The 18,230-nt window shown below is 40.1% G+C and carries 21 protein-coding genes, 1 tRNA gene and 3 pseudogenes; 23 read left to right on the forward strand and 2 right to left on the reverse strand.

Annotated elements, in window-relative coordinates; all coding sequences use genetic code 11:
• Positions 1-201: 201 nt before the first annotated feature.
• Positions 202-1,101, reverse strand: a complete 900-nt coding sequence (locus LJD32_RS04990) for a diacylglycerol/lipid kinase family protein (RefSeq protein ID WP_227391883.1) — start codon at positions 1,099-1,101, stop codon at positions 202-204.
• Between the two features lie 108 nt (positions 1,102-1,209).
• On the opposite strand from LJD32_RS04990, the gene LJD32_RS04995 reads away from it, so the two are divergent.
• A complete protein-coding gene (locus tag LJD32_RS04995; protein ID WP_227391884.1) occupies positions 1,210-1,803 on the forward strand; it encodes a viroplasmin family protein in 594 nt (197 codons plus the stop codon).
• A gap of 10 nt (positions 1,804-1,813) precedes the next feature.
• Here LJD32_RS04995 and LJD32_RS05000 read toward each other — a convergent pair whose 3' ends face one another.
• The gene (locus LJD32_RS05000; protein WP_022000886.1) at positions 1,814-2,092 is read right to left on the reverse strand and encodes a hypothetical protein; all 279 of its coding nucleotides are present in this window, start codon (positions 2,090-2,092) and stop codon (positions 1,814-1,816) included.
• Positions 2,093-2,202: 110 nt separating this feature from the next.
• Between LJD32_RS05000 and LJD32_RS05005 the strand changes: the two genes are divergently transcribed.
• The 22 genes and pseudogenes from LJD32_RS05005 (at position 2,203) to LJD32_RS05110 (ending at position 18,229) form a co-directional block, all read left to right on the forward strand.
• Positions 2,203-3,174, forward strand: coding sequence for a glycosyltransferase family 2 protein (locus tag LJD32_RS05005; protein ID WP_032089814.1), 972 nt, complete (start codon positions 2,203-2,205; stop codon positions 3,172-3,174).
• A gap of 1 nt (position 3,175) precedes the next feature.
• Positions 3,176-3,760, forward strand: coding sequence for a phosphatase PAP2 family protein (locus LJD32_RS05010; protein WP_032089815.1), 585 nt, complete (start codon positions 3,176-3,178; stop codon positions 3,758-3,760).
• Positions 3,761-3,782: 22 nt separating this feature from the next.
• Positions 3,783-3,965: a hypothetical protein gene (locus LJD32_RS05015; protein WP_117812544.1), complete on the forward strand. Its 183-nt coding sequence runs from the start codon at positions 3,783-3,785 to the stop codon at positions 3,963-3,965.
• Between the two features lie 26 nt (positions 3,966-3,991).
• A complete protein-coding gene (locus LJD32_RS05020; RefSeq protein ID WP_227391885.1) occupies positions 3,992-5,089 on the forward strand; it encodes an AI-2E family transporter in 1,098 nt (365 codons plus the stop codon).
• A gap of 167 nt (positions 5,090-5,256) precedes the next feature.
• A tRNA-Arg gene (locus LJD32_RS05025) sits at positions 5,257-5,333 on the forward strand.
• A gap of 569 nt (positions 5,334-5,902) precedes the next feature.
• Positions 5,903-6,106: a hypothetical protein gene (locus tag LJD32_RS05030; RefSeq protein WP_223385014.1), complete on the forward strand. Its 204-nt coding sequence runs from the start codon at positions 5,903-5,905 to the stop codon at positions 6,104-6,106.
• Complete coding sequence (locus LJD32_RS15470; RefSeq protein ID WP_002304312.1) at positions 6,103-7,032, forward strand: DUF6017 domain-containing protein; 930 nt, start codon at positions 6,103-6,105, stop codon at positions 7,030-7,032. The genes LJD32_RS05030 and LJD32_RS15470 overlap by 4 nt, the downstream gene beginning before the upstream one ends.
• 6 nt (positions 7,033-7,038) lie before the next feature.
• On the forward strand, positions 7,039-7,866 hold the full coding sequence (locus LJD32_RS05040; RefSeq protein WP_002304313.1) for a ParA family protein: 828 nt from the start codon (positions 7,039-7,041) through the stop codon (positions 7,864-7,866).
• On the forward strand, positions 7,823-8,749 hold the full coding sequence (locus LJD32_RS05045) for a ParB/RepB/Spo0J family partition protein (RefSeq protein ID WP_002304314.1): 927 nt from the start codon (positions 7,823-7,825) through the stop codon (positions 8,747-8,749). Before LJD32_RS05040 ends, LJD32_RS05045 begins: the two co-directional genes overlap by 44 nt.
• A gap of 8 nt (positions 8,750-8,757) precedes the next feature.
• Positions 8,758-9,285, forward strand: a complete 528-nt coding sequence (locus LJD32_RS05050; protein WP_002304315.1) for a hypothetical protein — start codon at positions 8,758-8,760, stop codon at positions 9,283-9,285.
• Between the two features lie 54 nt (positions 9,286-9,339).
• Positions 9,340-9,981, forward strand: a complete 642-nt coding sequence (locus LJD32_RS05055; RefSeq protein WP_002588969.1) for a DUF3846 domain-containing protein — start codon at positions 9,340-9,342, stop codon at positions 9,979-9,981.
• A gap of 10 nt (positions 9,982-9,991) precedes the next feature.
• The gene (locus tag LJD32_RS05060) at positions 9,992-10,303 is read left to right on the forward strand and encodes a DUF5720 family protein (protein WP_002304317.1); all 312 of its coding nucleotides are present in this window, start codon (positions 9,992-9,994) and stop codon (positions 10,301-10,303) included.
• Between the two features lie 36 nt (positions 10,304-10,339).
• Positions 10,340-10,822 (forward strand): PcfB family protein, encoded by a 483-nt coding sequence (locus tag LJD32_RS05065; RefSeq protein ID WP_002304320.1) that lies wholly within the window; start codon positions 10,340-10,342, stop codon positions 10,820-10,822.
• Positions 10,822-11,445 (forward strand): annotated as a pseudogene (locus LJD32_RS05070) (type IV secretory system conjugative DNA transfer family protein); the annotation flags it as partial. The gene LJD32_RS05065 and the pseudogene LJD32_RS05070, both read left to right, overlap by 1 nt.
• A gap of 687 nt (positions 11,446-12,132) precedes the next feature.
• Positions 12,133-14,004, forward strand: a complete 1,872-nt coding sequence (ltrA, locus tag LJD32_RS05075; protein ID WP_227391886.1) for a group II intron reverse transcriptase/maturase — start codon at positions 12,133-12,135, stop codon at positions 14,002-14,004.
• 144 nt (positions 14,005-14,148) lie between these two features.
• Positions 14,149-15,273: pseudogene (locus tag LJD32_RS05080) on the forward strand (VirD4-like conjugal transfer protein, CD1115 family); the annotation flags it as partial.
• A gap of 12 nt (positions 15,274-15,285) precedes the next feature.
• Entirely contained in the window at positions 15,286-15,606 is a 321-nt protein-coding gene (locus LJD32_RS05085) for a hypothetical protein (protein ID WP_002304332.1), read from the forward strand.
• Between the two features lie 5 nt (positions 15,607-15,611).
• The gene (locus tag LJD32_RS05090) at positions 15,612-16,004 is read left to right on the forward strand and encodes a helix-turn-helix domain-containing protein (RefSeq protein WP_002304334.1); all 393 of its coding nucleotides are present in this window, start codon (positions 15,612-15,614) and stop codon (positions 16,002-16,004) included.
• A gap of 83 nt (positions 16,005-16,087) precedes the next feature.
• Positions 16,088-16,216, forward strand: a pseudogene (locus LJD32_RS05095) (Maff2 family mobile element protein); the annotation flags it as partial.
• A 162-nt stretch (positions 16,217-16,378) separates the two neighbouring features.
• Positions 16,379-16,843 (forward strand): RNA polymerase sigma factor, encoded by a 465-nt coding sequence (locus LJD32_RS05100; RefSeq protein WP_173681423.1) that lies wholly within the window; start codon positions 16,379-16,381, stop codon positions 16,841-16,843.
• Positions 16,836-17,561: a hypothetical protein gene (locus LJD32_RS05105; RefSeq protein WP_173681422.1), complete on the forward strand. Its 726-nt coding sequence runs from the start codon at positions 16,836-16,838 to the stop codon at positions 17,559-17,561. Before LJD32_RS05100 ends, LJD32_RS05105 begins: the two co-directional genes overlap by 8 nt.
• The gene (locus tag LJD32_RS05110; RefSeq protein WP_173681421.1) at positions 17,537-18,229 is read left to right on the forward strand and encodes an ABC transporter ATP-binding protein; all 693 of its coding nucleotides are present in this window, start codon (positions 17,537-17,539) and stop codon (positions 18,227-18,229) included. Before LJD32_RS05105 ends, LJD32_RS05110 begins: the two co-directional genes overlap by 25 nt.
• The last annotated feature ends 1 nt before the right edge of the window (position 18,230 follow it).

Raw genomic sequence — 18,230 nt, forward strand, 5'->3', positions numbered from 1 at the left:
CTGCTTAAAGTAAAATTAGGAACTTTATCAATTTTTTTAGAAAAACAACTTACAAATACATCGTTAGAAAAATTAAATGTTCTTACATTAAATATCTTTAACATCAATAGTGAAGAAGACGTTTTAAGAATTATTAACTAGAACTAAAAAAGATTTCAACTGTTATCAAATATAATAGTGAAACCTTTTTTATATAATTAATTATTTTAAAGGAACTAATAATTGAATTGATTTTTGTAAAGTATGTATGTCAATTGGAAGATGTGTGCCTTCTTCACCATCTATATCCATTGTAAGATCTTGATCACAAGTAATGTGAATATGTTGTCCTTGAACATAGTGAATAAAAGGACTTTTATCATGTTTACCAAAACGATAATCTTTAATCAAAGCAATTAAATCCGTAACAGAACATCTTTTTACAATAACAAGATCGAGTTTTCCATCATTAATATCCGCAAAAGGAATGATACCATCAAAGCCACCGACACGATTGGTATTTGTGATGGCAAATATGTAAGCATCTTCTTCAAAACTTTCATCATCAACCGTTACATTAAGATGTAGATTTGTAGATAACTGTTGAGGAAGTTGGGTCATGCCTTTAAAATAATAAGCTAATGGACCAAACTTTTTCTTTTCTTCTTTTGATACCACAAAAGAAATATCTGAAAACATTCCTGCAGCAGCAACATTAATGAAATATTGATTATTAATTTTTCCTACATCACTCGAAATAACATTAAAGTTTTTAATCATTTCTACAATACCATTTACTGAATTTGGAATATTTAAATAATTAGCAAAATCATTAACGGTTCCTGCCGCTAATATGCATAATGGTATTTTTTTATGACTATCTACCATTCCTGAAATAACCTCATTTAAAGTACCATCACCACCAACAGACATGATAAAATCATATTGATTCTCATCACAATCTCTTGTTTTATAATAGGCATCATCTTTTTTTTCTGTATAAAATATTTCAAAATGTTCTACAATGTTTTGTAATGTTAATTGACCAATAATACGATCTAGTTTATTTTGAATAATATGTTTTCCAGATGATGGATTAATAATAATAAGACAACGTTTCATGTTACTACCTCACTTAAATATCCTATATACATTTTAAAACAATTAAAAAAGATATACAATCATTGTTTCAATGATTATAATAAAATAGAATAAGCAAAGGAGTTTATTATGGCAAAATTTTATGCAGTAAAAGAAGGAAAAAAGCCAGGAATTTATCATACTTGGGATGAATGTAAAGAACAAGTTAATGGTTATTCAGGAGCAGTTTATAAATCTTTTACAAATGAAGAAGAGGCAAAAGCATTTATAAAAAAAGAAGAAAGAAAAGTGAGTGATGATTTAGGATTACTTGCTTATGTTGATGGTAGCTATAATATTAAAACCAAAGAATATGGTTATGGTTGTGTTTTAATTGAAGGGCAACAAGTTATTCAACAATTATTAGGTAAAGGGAATATTCCTGAGTATTCTTCAATGCGTAATGTTTCAGGAGAAATTCTTGGGTGTATGAATGCTATTGCTTATGCAATTGATCATCATTATGAGTCTATTTGCATTTATTATGATTACGAAGGTATTGAAAAATGGGCGACAGGTTTATGGAAAGCAAATAAGGAACAAACTCAAAATTATGTTAAAACAATCAATGATATGAAAAAGAAGATAGATATTTATTTTCAAAAGGTTTTAGCACACAGTGGGGATTATTATAACGAAGTTGCTGATGGGTTGGCTAAAAAAGCAGTGGGTATAAAAAAATAAAGCTTGAAAATTAAGCTTTATTTTTTTTAGCAATAATATTAATAATAATATAAACAACTAGAACAATAGCAAAAATCCATAAGAAATCGCTTTTGATATATTGAGCATCACCAGACCAACATCCAAACCATTCTCCACATTTTTTAACAAGAATAGCAAGTGCATAAGATAATGTACCACATCCAATAACACTTAATAAGACTTTCACAATTTTATTAAGAATCTCTTTAAATAAAATAATAGAGATAAAACATACAGCTGTAACAAATACATTAATAACAAAATGCATATAATTTCCTCCTTTAGATACCTTAATAAAATAGCATAAAATCAAGGTAAATGCAATAATACGTGTACTAATAGATGAATTATGATAAAATATTTTTGGAGGATTAAATTATGAAATTATTAACAGTATGTATACCTTGTTATAACTCAATCATGGAAATGCATAAAGCCATTAATTCATGTCTTTTAATGAAAGATGAAGTAGAAGTATTAATTGTCGATCGTCATTCACATGATGAAACATTACAAGTAGCTAAAGAATATGAAGAAGCTTATCCCGAAACTGTAAAAGTTATTACAACAAGGGAAGATGTTCCTTTTTTAAAAATAGCTCTAGAACATAGTGAGGGCCTTTATTTCAAAATACTTCAATGCTTTGATTATTTAGATCAACCTTCACTCGTAAGTGTTATTGAAACGATTCGTGACTTTATTCGAATTCAAGCTAATTTAGATTTGCTTGTTACTGATTATAAATATGTTATTCCCCAAGAAAAAGAAAAACGTGTCTCTTATAAAAATGTTTTTCCAATGGAAACAATTTTTGAATGGCATAATATTAAAGCGTTTCATAAACATTTTCAAATTGATTTAGGTTCAGTCATTATTAAAACAAGTACTTTAAAAAAGATAAATACAGATGAAGAAAATATTTTTTATAATGAATTAACAGTTTATGGAACAATTCCTTATATTAAATCAATGTATTATTTAAATGTTCCTTTCCATTGTTATGGAACACGTCGAAAAATTCATATTTCTAAATCAAATAGTTATGTTGATTTAATGAAAAGCTTATGGGATTTATATGATGTTTATTCTTTAAAGAGCCGAAGACAAAGAAGTTATGTTATTGAATATTTATCTAAGGTATATGTTATTACTGTTTATTTGTTATTAAAATCAAATCAAAAGGAACAAATTGAACTTTTAAATGTACATTTAGGATTTAATGATCCTAAATTATATAAAGCACTCACAAAGCGTGTTTATGGTTTTTTAATTAGTAGTAGTAATGAAAAGCTTTATGGTATGCTTATTAAAGTCTTTGAAAAAGTTTATCAATTAGAAATAGAAGAATAAGATGAAAAAGAAATTTTTATTTATGATTCCTCTTTGTTTATTTATCATTGATTACTTTTTGATTAAATATCAAGTCATTCAATCAATAGATTGGTTCATTTATCATTTGGTTCAAAATTTAAAATGTGATTTTATGACATCCTTTTTTAAACTTTGTTCAACCCTTGGAAGTACTTGGTTTTATGTAATTCTTGTTTTAACTTTAGTGATTCTAAAAAATAAAAAAGATATTTGGGTAGGAATTCACTTGTTAATTATTCAAGGAATGAATCGTATAATTAAAGCTTTGGTTAAAAGACCAAGACCACCTCAAATATATCATTTAGTTAAAGAAACAAACTATAGTTTCCCAAGTGGTCATAGTATGTCAGCAATGATTGGTTATGGATTATTAGTTCTTGAAGTTCAAAAAAGCTCTCTAAAATATAAAAAAGTAATAGAAATATTTTTAATGATGATGATTTTTTTAATAGGATTAAGTCGTATCTATTTAGGTGTACATTATTTTTCTGATGTTATAGGTGGCTTTTTGTTGTCTTTAAGCTATTTATTATTTATTTATTATAATACCTCACTTTATACATAGAATGTGTAAAGGAGGTTTTTTATTGGATATTGATATCATTAGTGGTTTATATCATTATGGTTTGACCATTATAAAATATGAACAAGATTATTGTTTAGTAGATTTAAAGACTCAAGAAGTTTATGAAAAAATGAGTATTTATTATATAAGAAGATTATTAAGAAGTTGGAATAAGCATCGTAAAAATATAGAGAGTGTGATATAATGGAAAAAAGTTTGAGGTGGTTTAAAATGAGGACAGTAAAGAATTATGTAGGAATTATTTTGTGTGCGTGTGTTATTATTTTTATTTATAAAACATTTGATATTTCATTATTTTCCAATATTTTATCAGCTTTTATTCCTTTGATTGTAGGAGCAATACTTGCTTATTTTTTACAACCATTGGTTTATAAATTTGAAATGTTTTTAGACTCTTTTCAAAATAAAAAGCTTATTAAATATAGTCATACAATTTCTTCTATTTTTGTTTTTGTTGTCTTTGTTTTAATTATTGTTGTTTTAATGATTGCTATTATTCCAGCACTTGTCAATTATGTTGTCAATATTGCGGATAATTTAACCTTGTATATTAAAAACTTTGAAAAAACATTGGAAACTTATTTAGGAAGCAATCTTGCAAGTGAAGTTATTATTAAAATAGATGAAATGGTTGTTAAATATGTTAATTCAATTGAAGCTATAGATCCTATTGCAACACTTGGAACAATCTTTAAAGCAGGTAGTACGATTATTACTGCTGTTTTAGGTTTAATATTTACACCTTATGTTTTAATTGAAGCAAAAAGGCTTGTAAGTATCTTTGATCGTTTATGTTCACTTTTTATGTCAAAAGAAAAAATAGAACTTATTCATGATTATGCAGTTAGATCACATCAAATCTTTGGACAATTTATTTATGGTAAATTCTTAGATTCGTTAATTATAGGAATTATCGCATTTATTGGACTCGCTATTTTAAAAGTAAAATTCTTCCCAATTCTTGCTGTCTTTATTTTGATTACGAATATGATTCCTTATTTTGGACCATTTATCGGTGGGTTTCCTGCTGTTCTTGTAGCCTTGATGACAGGAGATTTATTCCATGCTTTAGCAGTCTTAGTTTTTGTCTTTGCTTTACAACAATTTGATGGTTTATTCTTAGGACCAAAGATTTTAGGAGATGTTGTTGGTATTTCACCATTTTGGGTTTTACTTTCTATTACCGTCTTTGGACATTTCTTTGGCTTTATTGGAATGTTCCTAGGAGTACCAATGATTTGTGTCATTCGTATGCTTTTTAATGATATCATTGACTTTCGTAATAAAATGAAAGAATTAGATACATAGATTGTATTTTAAATAAATATTTGTTAGGATAATAGAGGCTTTGTCCTCGTAGCATAGCTGGATAATGCAATCGCCTCCTAAGGTTGCGTTACAACGGCCACCTCAAAAAAAACTAAATAAGGGATTGCAGTTCGACTTTGATCGGGCTATAATCATATATCAGACACGTCCATATAGCTCAGCTGGATAGAGCACACGCCTCCTAAGCGTGGGGTCGGAGGTTCAAATCCTCTTATGGACGCCAGTGAACAACGCCGAAAGCCTTTGTTTTCAAGGGTTTTCGGCTTTTCTTATATAAAAAGCTACGAAAAAGCTCTTTCACTGTATGAGATAAAATTCTACTCCAAAATTTGATTTTTGACAACCCCTCCAGAATCGAACGGTTGTTATAAGACAAAATCGCCAGCTAATTTTTAGCAGAAAACGGGCTGTTCTTGCTAATGAAAATGCCCTTCCTGCTAATCAGCCCCAAAATCGTGCCAAAAATCCAGCTAATCAAAAAAGGCGGATGTTTTGAATACCATGCAGTTATAGCAGATAAAATTAAATATCGTTATGTACATAGAGCGTCTATTTGCCCCGCATTGGGGATGGATAGGCGCTCTTTTTTTATGCCCAAACCCATGGGCAAATACAAGAGATTGGAGGTGTTTTATTTGAGCAAGCCTGTTTATACCGCAGACAAGCCGAGCGACTGTCATTACTGCTACTTCTGGACGAATGGCAGAAAGGGCTGCCGTCTGGGTAGAAATAATTGCTACTACTTAATCTCTTTGCCGCCGAAACCCAAGTCGGAATGTGATGGCTGTCCCTATGGGCGAGATCACCCGTGCATTGGTTGGTGTACGAAGAAGGTTATGCGTGAAGTGGGGCTTCGTTGATATGGATGTGTATGAACAGGAATACCGCTTCTACTATTTTGCCCGATGTCCTTACGAAAAGACGGATACGACTTTCCGCAGCATTCCGCTGACAACAGAAAGTTTTCCGCAGAAAGAAGGTGGTGAAGCCGTGTGAGTTTTGATTATTTTTACGGTCAGCAATCCGATCTATTCACATTCTATCGAGTTCCGAAGGTGTTGTTCACGAACGAGAGGTTCTGGAATATTTCTGCCGATGCCAAGATGCTGTATGGCATTTTGCTTGACCGCATGAGCCTGTCTGCCAAGAATGGTTGGATAGATAAAAACGGTAGAGTGTATATCATTTTTACAATCGACGAAGCGAAGATGGCTCTGAACTGTGCTGAACAAAAGGCTATCAAGCTGCTCAGTGAACTTGAGAAGAAAGCAGGATTGATTGAACGTAAGCGCCAGGGTTTGGGAAAGCCCAACCTGATCTATGTGAAGAACTTTATCTCTGCTGTGGATTCACAACTCTTGAATTGTGAAAATCACAATTCTGGAACAATGGAAATCACAACTCAAGAACTTCCGAAATCACAATGTAATAATACTGATATTAAAAATACTGAATTTAGTGATACTGATTCTATCTTTCCTTCCGGAAATGGTGGAATGATGGACGAGAATGACCGGTATCAAGAATACTTTGATTATTTCTCGGATCAGCTTAGTATGGATTTGTTGAAGAAGGATTACCCTTACGATTCCGAAATGCTGGATAACATTCTGGAGTTGATCGTTGAAACAGTTTGCACGAAGCGACCGTTGATTCGCATTGGTGCAGAGGAGCGTCCGGCAGAAATTGTCCGCAGTCGGTTTATGAAACTGAATGCCGAACACATTCGATATGTTATGGACTGCTTCAAGGAGAACACCACAAAGATTAGAAATATCCGTCAGTATATGCTGACTACGATATACAATGCGCCGACGACAATAGACACCTACTACGATGCTCTTGTTCGGCACGATATGTCACACGGATATTTGGAAGGAGGATTTAAGAAATTGAAAATGAAGCGAGAGGAAGGAGAGTGACGATAAATGTCGAAAAAAGCAACCATCATTGCGGTGGTCAATCAGAAAGGAGGCACTGGAAAGACCACCACCACCGAGAATCTGGGCGTTGGCTTGGCTCTTGAAGGAAAAAAGGTGCTTCTGGTAGACACCGATCCCCAGGCTTCCCTGACGGTCAGTTTGGGCAATCCCTGCCCGGATGATCTGTCTCCGACACTTTCCGATCTGATGGGAAAGATTATGATGGAAAACCCTATTACTCCCGATGAAGGGATTCTTCATCATCCGGAGGGCGTTGATTTGGTGCCGTCCAACATCGAACTCTCAGGTATGGAGGTAGCACTGGTCAATGCCATGAGCCGGGAAACCATTCTCCGGCAATACCTGGATACAGTCAAACAGAATTATGATTACATTCTTCTTGACTGTATGCCGTCTTTGGGTATGCTGACCGTCAATGCGTTGGCAGCTGCCGACAATGTGCTGATACCGGTTCAGGCAGCATACCTTCCTGCAAAGGGTCTGGAACAGCTGCTTGGAACCATCAACAAGGTCAAGAGGCAAATCAACCCGAAACTGAGGATTGAAGGGATTCTTCTGACGATGGTGGACAGCCGCACCAACTACTCCAAAGACATCAGCAATCTGATTCGGGAGAGCTACGGCGGAAAGCTGAAGGTTTACAAGACCGACATTCCCCGCTCTGTCCGTGCAGAGGAAATCAGCGCAGAGGGAACCAGTATCTTCAAGCATGATCCCAAAGGCAAAGTTGCCGAAGCCTATAAAATTCTGACGAAGGAGGTGTTAAACAATGCAGAAAAAAGGCGCAAACATCAGCTTGAAGGGGTACGATGATATTTTCTCCACCGATCAATCCAGAGCTGAAGCCCAGCAGGAGCGTGTGCAGGAAATTCCGCTTTCTGAGCTACACCCCTTTGAGGGACACCCCTTCCGTGTGGTTGATGATGAAGAAATGATGAAAACGGCAGAGAGCGTCCGAGATTTCGGAGTTCTCACTCCTGCGATTGTCCGTCCTGACCCCGACGGTGGTTATGAAATCGTTTCTGGTCACAGGCGGCACCGGGCATCGGAGCTTGCGGGTAAGGAAACCATGCCTGCGATTGTTCGTGACCTGGACGATGATGCAGCCATTATTTTGATGGTTGATGCGAATTTGCAGAGGGAGAGTATCCTGCCGAGTGAAAGAGCATTTGCTTATAAGATGAAGCTGGATGCGATTAAACATCAAGGTCAACGCACCGATTTAACTTCATCCCAAGTTGGGATGAAGTTGCAGGCAATGGATATAGTCGGTCAGGAGGCAGGAGAAAGCAGAAATCAGGTACACCGTTATATCCGTCTGACCGAACTGATTCCGGAACTGCTGGATATGGTAGATACGGGTCAGATCAAATTCAATCCTGCGGTGGAGCTTTCCTATCTGGCAAGTGAAGAACAGAAGGATTTTCTTTCTGCAATGGATTATGCTCAAGCAGCTCCTTCCCTTTCGCAAGCACAGCGAATTAAAAAGCTCGCACAGGAGGGCGAGTGTACGCTGGATGCGATGTGCGAGATTATGAATGAAATCAAGAAGGGAGAGCTGGACAGAGTAACCTTCAAAACGGATTCGTTGCGAAAATACTTCCCGAAGTCCTATACCAACAAGCAGATGGAGGATAAAATCATTCAGCTTTTGGAGCAATGGCAGAAAAAAAGAGAAAAATCAATGGAAAGGTAAGGTAAAAAATGTTTACACCCAAAAACATTCAGGGCGCTTTGGAAGAACTCTACGACCTTTGCGATCCTGATTATATGGTAGATATGCTCGTAAACTACAGTGAGGAGTTCGATGATATTTCTCCTGCGCTTCTGGCAAAGTCGTTTCAGAAAAATGCCGAGATGATTAGCGAGTATCGAGTATTGTCCTCTGCTGGTGAGGGTATCGACTATCAGGGAAAGGTACTTCTGAACAGCAGAGCCGTGCGGCTTCTGTCCTATGTAGAAGATATGAGCGGCGATGAAAAAGTTCGCACGATTCAGAGCAAGGAGCTGTGGTTAGCAGAAGATATGACATTCTATGTGGTGTCCTGTATGTCTACGATCACGATGGACAAGGAAGAAGCCATTTGTCTTAACGAACACCGCAGCGTGGTTACTACGGTGGAATGCGAGGACGATATTTTCTTCGACATGGGTTCCCTGATTTGCGAACTGGACGATATTTGCTTGTTCGAGCTTTTAGCCGATGTGGATGCGACTATTTATGAACTGTAACAGGTTCATGGATGGTCGCTTTTCTTATTTCCAAAGAAACGGAGGTATCGAAACTTGAAAGAATACGATGTGAAGATCACCGAAACCTTGGAGAAAACGGTTACGGTGCAAGCAGAATCTCACGATGCGGCAGAGGAACAGGTTAGAGCCGCTTATTACAATTCGGAGTACATTCTGGACTCCGAAAACTTTACCGGTGTTGCGTTCGGCACGACCGAGGAACGGGAGGTTCAGAAAGAACAGGCAGATACCATGAATGTGTTGCTGGTAAAGCCGTTCATGTATCCGCAGGCTGTGCAGATCGGCTGTGAGCTGGAGGATTTGCAGAAAGCCGTAGGTGGCGATATTGAGGCAACTTATCCGTTCAATGAGCCGGTTGCACTGGTGATGCACGACGAAGGTAAACTCGTAGGCAAAGAACTGAACCGTGCGCTGCGTGATGATGACGGCGATATTTATGACATTATCGCCGGTGATTTTCTGGTTGTGGGATTGGGCGAGGATGATTTTTGTTCTCTGTCCCCGGAACTGATGAAGCAGTTTGAGGAACACTTTCATCAGCCTGAGACTTTTGTACGCATGGGGCGCAGCATTATGGCGCTTCCCCTGCCGGATGACATGGTGAAGAAAGAAGATGCACCTGTCAAAGCTGATTCGGTTCCCCACAAAAGTAACCCTGACCGAGATGTTCTGTAAGGAGGTTCTTATGCAAAGAAATTCGACGATTGGAGAGCTGATGGAGCGAAAGCGGATTCAGGATGGTGCCAAGGAGTACCAGGGACATACCTATATGGACTTGGCACGATTTGATGACGCCACCAAGCACATGATTATTTTCGATGTGCTGACCGATGAATCGCCTGTCGGTTGGAAAGGCGAAAGAAATCGCCTGTATTTGAGCGATGTGGGTTATCAGAAGGCTCTGGATAACCAGAAAGCTGGCAATATCAAGATTATCAGCCATGCCGCAGTTGCCAAGGGCAATCTGTATTACGACCACAGAGATATGGCACGATAATCTGTTCACTCTACTGCTTGCAGGAGGTGATGAATCATGCAGGAAGAAGTTGAAAACAGAACAGTAAACCTGGCGATCAGCACAACCAAGCTGACGGGGCGCACTATCATTGCCGGTATCCGCAAGTATTTGCAGCACCGGGAAAAAGTGAAGATGAAAAAGGCACGAGACCCTGCCGTTCATGGAAAGCAATCCGTGAAACAGCTTTTGGGACAGAATCAGGGTGCTACGAATGTTGAGATCGACAAAGAGAGTATCCGTGATTTTGAAAAGCTCGCCAAGAAGTATGGCGTGGACTTTGCCGTAAGAAAAGATAAGTCCGTTGATCCTCCCCGGTTTCTTGTTTTTGTCCGTTCTAAAGATGCAGATGCTTTGGATGCAATCTGCAAGGAACATCAGGCAAGGGCATTAACCAAGAATGAAAAGCCGAGCGTTCTGGCGCAGCTGAAGAAGTTCAAGGAAATTGTCGCAGCGATTCCGAAGAAGGTTCGAGAGAAGAAACAGGAGCGTGATCTGTGATGGATAAGAGAAAAATGAAAAAGCTCCTGATTCTGAATTTACCGTATTTTCTGGTAGGGTTGTTCGCTACGAATTTAGGAGAAGCATGGAGATTGGCTGAGGGGGCAGATTCATCTGCGAAAATCCTCAGCTTTTTTCATGCCCTTCCGATAGCCCTGAACAATCCGTTTCCCAGCTTTCACCCGTTGGATTTGCTGATTGGTATTCTCTGCGGCGCAGGACTTCGGCTGGCTGTCTATCTAAAAGGCAAAAACGCAAAGAAGTACCGACACAATGTTGAGTACGGTTCTGCTCGTTGGGGAACGGCAAAAGATATTGAGCCGTTTATTGCACCAAAGTTCGAGGACAATGTGATCCTGACGAAAACGGAGCGGCTGATGATGAGCAATCGCCCGAAGAATCCTGCCAATGCCCGAAATAAGAATGTTCTGATTATCGGCGGTTCGGGTTCCGGTAAAACTCGCTTTTGGTTGAAGCCAAACCTTCTCCAGATGCACAGTTCCTATGTGGTCACTGACCCGAAAGGCAGCATCGTGATTGAGTGCGGCAACGCCCTTTTGAAGCATGGCTACACCATCAAGATTTTCAACACCATCAACTTTCAGAAGTCGATGCACTATAACCGTGCGACTTGTTCGCCGCTGAAAAGGTGGCGCACAGCGCTGTTTCAATCAGTTCTGTGAACTGATAATTCGAGAGGTGGAATGAAGGAGTAACGCCCTGAAACGCCTCCCCTGATACTCCGGCATGCAGAGGCCAAACTCTGTGTGAAGCCCGGTAAAGCCGGCAGAGAGATGCCGTAACAGGTTAAGCTGACGAAAGCTGTCCAGAGGTGGACGGTGCATCCTATATGCCGGGGGTCTATAAGATACCCATGGTGAGAATGACAGAGATGTCTGACGAAACTCCCGAATGTAAAGGTCTAAAAGTGCCACGCTCAGAAATGGGCGTGTGGGTTAAAGCCCAGGCAGTACGGTTTAGTAGAAATGGTTGTTACGAAACGCCGTGGCACGTTACAGGCGTGTCCAAGCTGTCAGGCCCAGAGGGAACGCCTAAAGGTATGTATGTACAGATAGGATTATCGGAACAAGGAAAGGCAGGAAGTCTACTGGATAATCCGGCGAAGGATAATAAGCGGATGAATTCCTGCTGAAAAGCAGTGGTCGAACCGATGATATCGTCTGCGAAAAAGAGGACGGTTAGGAATGGCCACAAGTCAGGCAAAACGTCAGCAGTACACAACCACTATTCATGCAGTCGAGTAAGAAAAAGAAATTGTCGCTCGGTTTCATAGAAATGGGGTGATGTACATGGCACAAAAAGCTAAGAAGAAAAGCAAGCTACGCCATGCGGAATACTATGACATGCAGAAAACCTTTGACAGTCTGTATGCAGACAGCAAAAGCGGTGAAGTCTTTGGGCATCTGATGGATATCATCAGCGCCCCCAACAACATCAAGCTGGCATTTAGAAATATCAAAGGCAATGATGGCAGTCATACCGCAGGCACGGATGGGCGGACAATAGAATCATTGGCAGTCATGTCAGAGGATAAGTTTGTAAAGCTCATCCAGAAACAGTTCAGGAGGTATGAACCAAAAGCAGTAAAAAGAGTAGATATACCAAAGCCAAACGGAAAGATGAGGCCTCTGGGAATACCGTGTATTATTGACCGAATAGTACAGCAATGTATTTTGCAGGTCATGGAGCCAATCTGTGAAGCAAAGTTCTATGAGCACTCTTATGGGTTCAGACCGTGTCGGAGCGCAGAAAATGCGATTTCCTATGCGTATGGACTCGCCCAAAGGAACAAGCTTCACTATGTAGTCGATGTGGATGTTAAAGGATTCTTCGATAACGTCGACCACAGAAAGCTGCTGAAACAGATCTGGACTTTAGGTATACGGGACACCAAGTTGATTCAGATCATCAAGGCCATGCTGAAAGCGCCAATCGAAATGCCTGATGGGGAAACCGTCCTCCCATCCAAGGGAACGCCGCAAGGTGGTATCCTTTCACCATTGCTGGCAAACATTGTCCTCAATGAACTGGACTGGTGGATTGCCTCTCAGTGGGATGAAATGGTGAGGCACATGAAACATCCATGTAAAGTGACCTACTATCCCAACGGCGCAGAGAAAAAGTGCAACAGCTATACAGCCTTGAAGAAAAGCAACCTCAAGGAGATGCGGATTGTCCGTTATGCGGATGATTTCAAGATATTTTGCAGAACCAAAGAGGATGCAGAGAAAACCTATTATGCAGTCAAAGACTGGCTATGGAAACGGCTAAAACTGGAAGTGTCTGATGAAAAGTCAAAAGTGACTAATCTCAGGAAACGTGACAGTGAGTTTCTGGGTTTTCGCATAAAACTGCGGCGCAAAAGTAACTCATGGGTGATAACTTCAAATGTCTGCGATAAAGCCATACACAGAATCGGCAAGGAAATGGCTGACAGTGTCAAGGCAATACAAAGCAGTAAGACGGCTGAAGAAATAAGCCTGAATGTGGGGGACTATAATGCCAAGGTTATCGGAGTGCAGGACTATTACTGCATTGCGACAAGGGTCAACTTGAATTTCAGCGATATCGCCCGTCCAATCAATGGACAGCTTCTTCATCGTATTGACGGAATCAAGAAGCAGGGCGAGATCAAAAACAGATATCTGAGGAAACGATACGGAAAATCGAAGCAAATGCGATGGATTGGAGAAACGCCACTGGTTCCATTAGCTTACGTGCAATTCAAGATTCCAATGCGGAAAAGCCGAAAAATCAATCCGTATACGCCCGAAGGTAGAGCAGAGATACACGATAATCTCAGGATTGACGTAAATTCAATGCTCTGGCTGATGAGGCATCCGATACCGACCGAATCAGTGAGATACAACGACAACCGGGTCTCCCTCTATGCAGGGCAAGACGGTAAATGTGCAATCACCGGGAAGAAACTGGATGTTCAAACCTGTATCTGTTACAGGAAAACAAACAATTGTAAGAAGGGCAATGACAGCTACCAGAACCTGTTGCTTCTTTCTTTGCAGGGATTGGCAATAGTCAGCTCGGAAGACATGATGTCTGTAGCGGCGTTGGTGAAGGAATACTCTCTGAATGCCAAAGTTATTACCAAAGTGAACAAACTGCGTGCTACCGCAGGACTGCCGCTACTGGCGGCAAAGTAGCAAACTTAGCCAATGTGAAAGAGTGATTGTGTATCACTGCTGAAACTATGCTTGATGGAACGCCGGATGCGGTGAAAGTCGCATGTCCGGTGTGAAGTGGGGGAAAACCCGGAGATAATTTCAAAGGGTTACCTATCACTATCATTTGCCTATATCCATTCAGAAAAAGACATTCTGAAACTGGTGACAACGCTGATTGCCAACACAAAGGGTGATGGAAAAGCCGGTGATGAGTTCTGGACGAAGGCGGAAACGCTGCTCTACTGTGCCTTGATCGGATATATCCACTATGAAGCTCCGGTTGAGGAACAGAATTTCTCCACCCTGATTGAGTTCCTGAACGCAATGGAGGTGCGGGAAGATGATGAGGAGTTCCAGAACCCGGTGGATCTGATGTTTGAAGCCCTGGAAAAGAAAAAGCCGAATCACTTTGCAGTCCGTCAGTATAAAAAATACAAGCTGGCTGCCGGCAAGACCGCTAAGTCGATTTTGATTTCCTGCGGCGCTCGTCTGGCTCCTTTTGATATTCAGGAGGTCAGAGATGTGACTGCCTATGACGAGTTGCAGTTGGATACTCTCGGAGATAAGAAAACGGCGCTCTTTCTGATTATGTCAGATACGGATGCGACGTTTAATTTTTTGATCTCCATGATTTACACACAGCTGTTCAACTTGTTGTGCGAGAAAGCAGATGATGTGTACGGCGGCAGACTGCCGGTTCATGTGCGCTGCTTGATTGATGAGATGGCAAACATCGGTCAGATTCCCAATCTGGAAAAACTGGTAGCGACAATCCGAAGCCGTGAAATATCGGCTTGCCTTGTTCTCCAGGCACAATCACAGCTGAAAGCCATTTATAAAGACAATGCCGATACCATCATCGGCAACATGGATTCCCGAATTTTCCTGGGTGGTTCTGAGCCAACCACGCTCAAAGAACTGAATCAGGCATTGGGAAAAGAAACTATCGACACCTACAACACCTCCAACACCAGAGGTAACAGCCCGTCTTACGGCTTGAATTATCAGAAGTTAGGCAAAGACCTTGCGAGCGTAGATGAGCTTGCGGTTCTGGATGGCAGCAAGTGTATTTTGCAGTTGCGTGGTGTCAGACCGTTTCTTTCTGACAAGTACGATCTGACGCAGCACCCCAATTATAAGTACACATCAGACTTTGATAAGAGAAATGAGTTCAACATTGAGCAGTTTCTGAGTCGAAGGTTGAAGCTCAAGGCAGGTGATGAGTTTGTGGTAGTCGATGCGGATTAAGGAGGTTTCTGTTTGGAAAATCTGAAAACGGTATCTGCCCTGGTTAAGAACATCTTGGAACACGACCACAAGGCAAGAAATACCGACAATCATTTGTACCTGATGGTACTGGAACACTATTCCGGTCTGCGTGGCATCGACATTCATGCCATGACGGTTCCTGTGTTTTTGAAGGAACTGGATAGACGCAGCTTTCCGGGGTTTGAAACTGTCCGCAGAAGCAGACAGAAAGTGCAGGCAACCTACCCTGACCTTGCTCCCAGTGAAGCCGTAGGCAAGCGCAGAGCAAAAAATGAGGTTGTATATCGAGAATTTGCAGAAAGCGAGGTGTAAAAAAAATGACTTGGTGGATCACGGATACCTCTATTGGGCAGCGATTGAAGTTCGTTAGACGATTTCGCCGCCTTACCCAGAAAGAGCTTGGACTCCTGATGGGGTATTCCGAGAAAACAGCGGATGTCCGTATTGCTCAGTATGAGAAAAACGCTCGAACCCCTAATGCAGAAACCACAGCGAAACTCGCAGAGGTTCTGAAGGTTTCACCTGTCGTTTTTTCACCGACAATCTGTGCTTCTCGTGAAGATTTGTTGCAGTCAATGTATTGGCTGTTTCTTATGAAAGGTGGTGGTGATATATATGATTGTGAAACTGAATATGCAAGAAGCAGAATGGAACAGAAACTTGGCGTGATAACCGTCGAGGAGTTCCTTGAAAAGATTCTCGTAAACTAAGCCTTCCGTCCGGTTTTGATGCCGGTAGTACGGAGGGCTTTTTCTATTCTCAAAACAATTTCAAATTTTAGGAGGAAAATATTATGGCATTTTTCAATAGCGCAGTAACCGTTCTTCAGACTCTCGTTATCGCTCTGGGCGCAGGTCTTGGCATCTGGGGTGCAATCAATCTGCTTGAGGGCTACGGCAACGATAACCCCGGCGCAAATGCTTATGTTTAGTAAAGAAGCAAAACCAAAATACAAGCATAGACAGTAGCCTACCACTATTCCGCAGCCTAAAAGAACTTGCAAAAATATGCTATAATTTTCAAAACAGCCGCACATTTGATGTGGCTAAACCGTTATACATAATGAAAGGAGGTCTTGAACGCTATGGATTTGGAAGAACAATATGACAAAATATACCGCTACTGTTATTTCAAAGTCCGCCATTGTCAAACGGCAGAGGATATAACGCAGGAAACATTTCTGCGATTTTTCAATAAGCAGTTAAGCCTTAACAGCGACAAAGAACTTCCTTATCTCTACACGATTGCCCGTAATTTATGTATTGAAGAATACCGAAAAGGAAGCAAAGAAAAATCATGTGAGATAAACGAGGAATTGAGCTATGACCCAACACAGGAGTGGATAGACAGCATTGCAATAAAAAACCTCATTTACAAACTTCCGCAGGACGAACAGGAATTGTTGCTGCTTCGATATGCAAATGATGTTCCCATAGCTTCGATATGCAAGATTACAGGACTTTCCCGTTTTGCCATATACCGAAAAACCGCAAGGATATTAAAATATCTCAAAACGGAGTTACAGAAAGGAGGCTTTTCAGATGAATAGAGAACTAAAAAAACAGATTGCTAAAGCGTTTGACGCACCTACGCCGGGTCGCAAGGTTCAGTTTATCCATTCGCTGCCCCGCCCGCATATCAGTACCAAAACATTTATATGCAGCCAAATTCCCTTTATCAAGAAAAGCGTATGGCTAATGTCTATATTGATACTTTTGCCCGTAGCATGGGCGGCTTCTTTTGCAAGTGAAAATACGGTATGGATTGTATCTGCATTTACCCCTTTTCTTGCATTGCTGCTTATTGCAGAAAGCACAAAATCTGCCATATACGGAATGAATGAGTTAGAAATGTCTGCCCGGTTTTCCTTAAAGAGTGTTGTTTTGGCAAGGTTGATTATTTTAGGTGTTTTCAACTTTGGGATTTTTTGTATCATAATTCCGGTCTGCCATGTTGCAAACAGTATTTCCTTTATGCAGACAGGTGTATATTTGTTTGTTCCGTATCTATTGACAACAAGTATCAGCCTATATCTTGTGCGACGTTTCCGTAATAAAGAAGTCATTTATGGGTGCATGGCGGTAGCTGTTTTTGTAAGCGGGGTAAATATGACGCTTCGCTATATGGCAGACTTTTTATTCCAGACAAATTACTTGGTATGGTGGATAGTAGCAGCTTTATTCCTGTTTGGAATTACTGCAAAAGAATTTTACCATACATTCAAAAAAACGGAGGGATTTATATGGAACTTTGCATTGACAGACTGACAAAACAGTATGAAAACAAAATAGCCGTTGACCGGGTAAGCCTACAACTGACAAACGGTGTCTATGGTCTGCTTGGGGCAAACGGCGCAGGGAAAACTACTTTTATGCGTATGCTTTGCGGTATTTTGAAACCCACAAGCGGTACGGTTACTTTTGACGGAATGGACGTATCTTCCGAGGAATACCGGGCGGAATTGGGATATCTTCCGCAGGACTTCGGTTATTACCCGGATTTTAACGGCATGGATTTTCTCTTATATATGGCTTCATTAAAAGGACTGACAAAGACAGAAGCAAAACGAAAATCAAAAAAACTTCTGGAATTGGTGAGCCTTTCCGACGTAGCCAAAAAGAAAATTGCGACCTATTCCGGCGGCATGAAGCAAAGGCTTGGTATTGCACAGGCACTTTTGAATGACCCAAAGATTATTATTTTAGACGAGCCTACCGCTGGGCTTGACCCGAAAGAACGTGTGCGCTTCCGTAATCTGATTAAAGAATTGGGTACGGAAAGCATTGTTTTACTGTCTACCCATATCGTATCAGATATTGAGCATATCGCAGATACGGTGCTTATGATGAAAGCAGGACAGATTGTATTTAATGGCTCTGCTGATGAAATCGACGACTTGGAGAAATTTTATCTTGATGAATTTGAGGAGGAGTGAT

Source organism: Faecalibacillus sp. TM498 (assembly GCF_020589955.1).
Lineage (GTDB): Bacteria > Bacillota_I > Bacilli_A > Erysipelotrichales > Coprobacillaceae > Faecalibacillus > Faecalibacillus intestinalis.

Bases quoted from the DNA above. Each gene is read 5' to 3' on its own strand.
- LJD32_RS04990 (WP_227391883.1), bottom strand. From the start codon at position 1,101: ATGAAACGTTGTCTTATTATTATTAATCCATCATCTGGAAAACATATT.
- LJD32_RS04995 (WP_227391884.1), top strand. From the start codon at position 1,210: ATGGCAAAATTTTATGCAGTAAAAGAAGGAAAAAAGCCAGGAATTTAT.
- LJD32_RS05000 (WP_022000886.1), bottom strand. From the start codon at position 2,092: ATGCATTTTGTTATTAATGTATTTGTTACAGCTGTATGTTTTATCTCT.
- LJD32_RS05005 (WP_032089814.1), top strand. From the start codon at position 2,203: ATGAAATTATTAACAGTATGTATACCTTGTTATAACTCAATCATGGAA.
- LJD32_RS05010 (WP_032089815.1), top strand. From the start codon at position 3,176: ATGAAAAAGAAATTTTTATTTATGATTCCTCTTTGTTTATTTATCATT.
- LJD32_RS05020 (WP_227391885.1), top strand. From the start codon at position 3,992: ATGAGGACAGTAAAGAATTATGTAGGAATTATTTTGTGTGCGTGTGTT.
- LJD32_RS05030 (WP_223385014.1), top strand. From the start codon at position 5,903: ATGGGCGAGATCACCCGTGCATTGGTTGGTGTACGAAGAAGGTTATGC.
- LJD32_RS05040 (WP_002304313.1), top strand. From the start codon at position 7,039: ATGTCGAAAAAAGCAACCATCATTGCGGTGGTCAATCAGAAAGGAGGC.
- LJD32_RS05045 (WP_002304314.1), top strand. From the start codon at position 7,823: ATGCAGAAAAAAGGCGCAAACATCAGCTTGAAGGGGTACGATGATATT.
- LJD32_RS05050 (WP_002304315.1), top strand. From the start codon at position 8,758: ATGTTTACACCCAAAAACATTCAGGGCGCTTTGGAAGAACTCTACGAC.
- LJD32_RS05060 (WP_002304317.1), top strand. From the start codon at position 9,992: ATGCAAAGAAATTCGACGATTGGAGAGCTGATGGAGCGAAAGCGGATT.
- LJD32_RS05065 (WP_002304320.1), top strand. From the start codon at position 10,340: ATGCAGGAAGAAGTTGAAAACAGAACAGTAAACCTGGCGATCAGCACA.
- ltrA (WP_227391886.1), top strand. From the start codon at position 12,133: ATGGCACAAAAAGCTAAGAAGAAAAGCAAGCTACGCCATGCGGAATAC.
- LJD32_RS05090 (WP_002304334.1), top strand. From the start codon at position 15,612: ATGACTTGGTGGATCACGGATACCTCTATTGGGCAGCGATTGAAGTTC.
- LJD32_RS05100 (WP_173681423.1), top strand. From the start codon at position 16,379: ATGGATTTGGAAGAACAATATGACAAAATATACCGCTACTGTTATTTC.
- LJD32_RS05105 (WP_173681422.1), top strand. From the start codon at position 16,836: ATGAATAGAGAACTAAAAAAACAGATTGCTAAAGCGTTTGACGCACCT.
- LJD32_RS05110 (WP_173681421.1), top strand. From the start codon at position 17,537: ATGGAACTTTGCATTGACAGACTGACAAAACAGTATGAAAACAAAATA.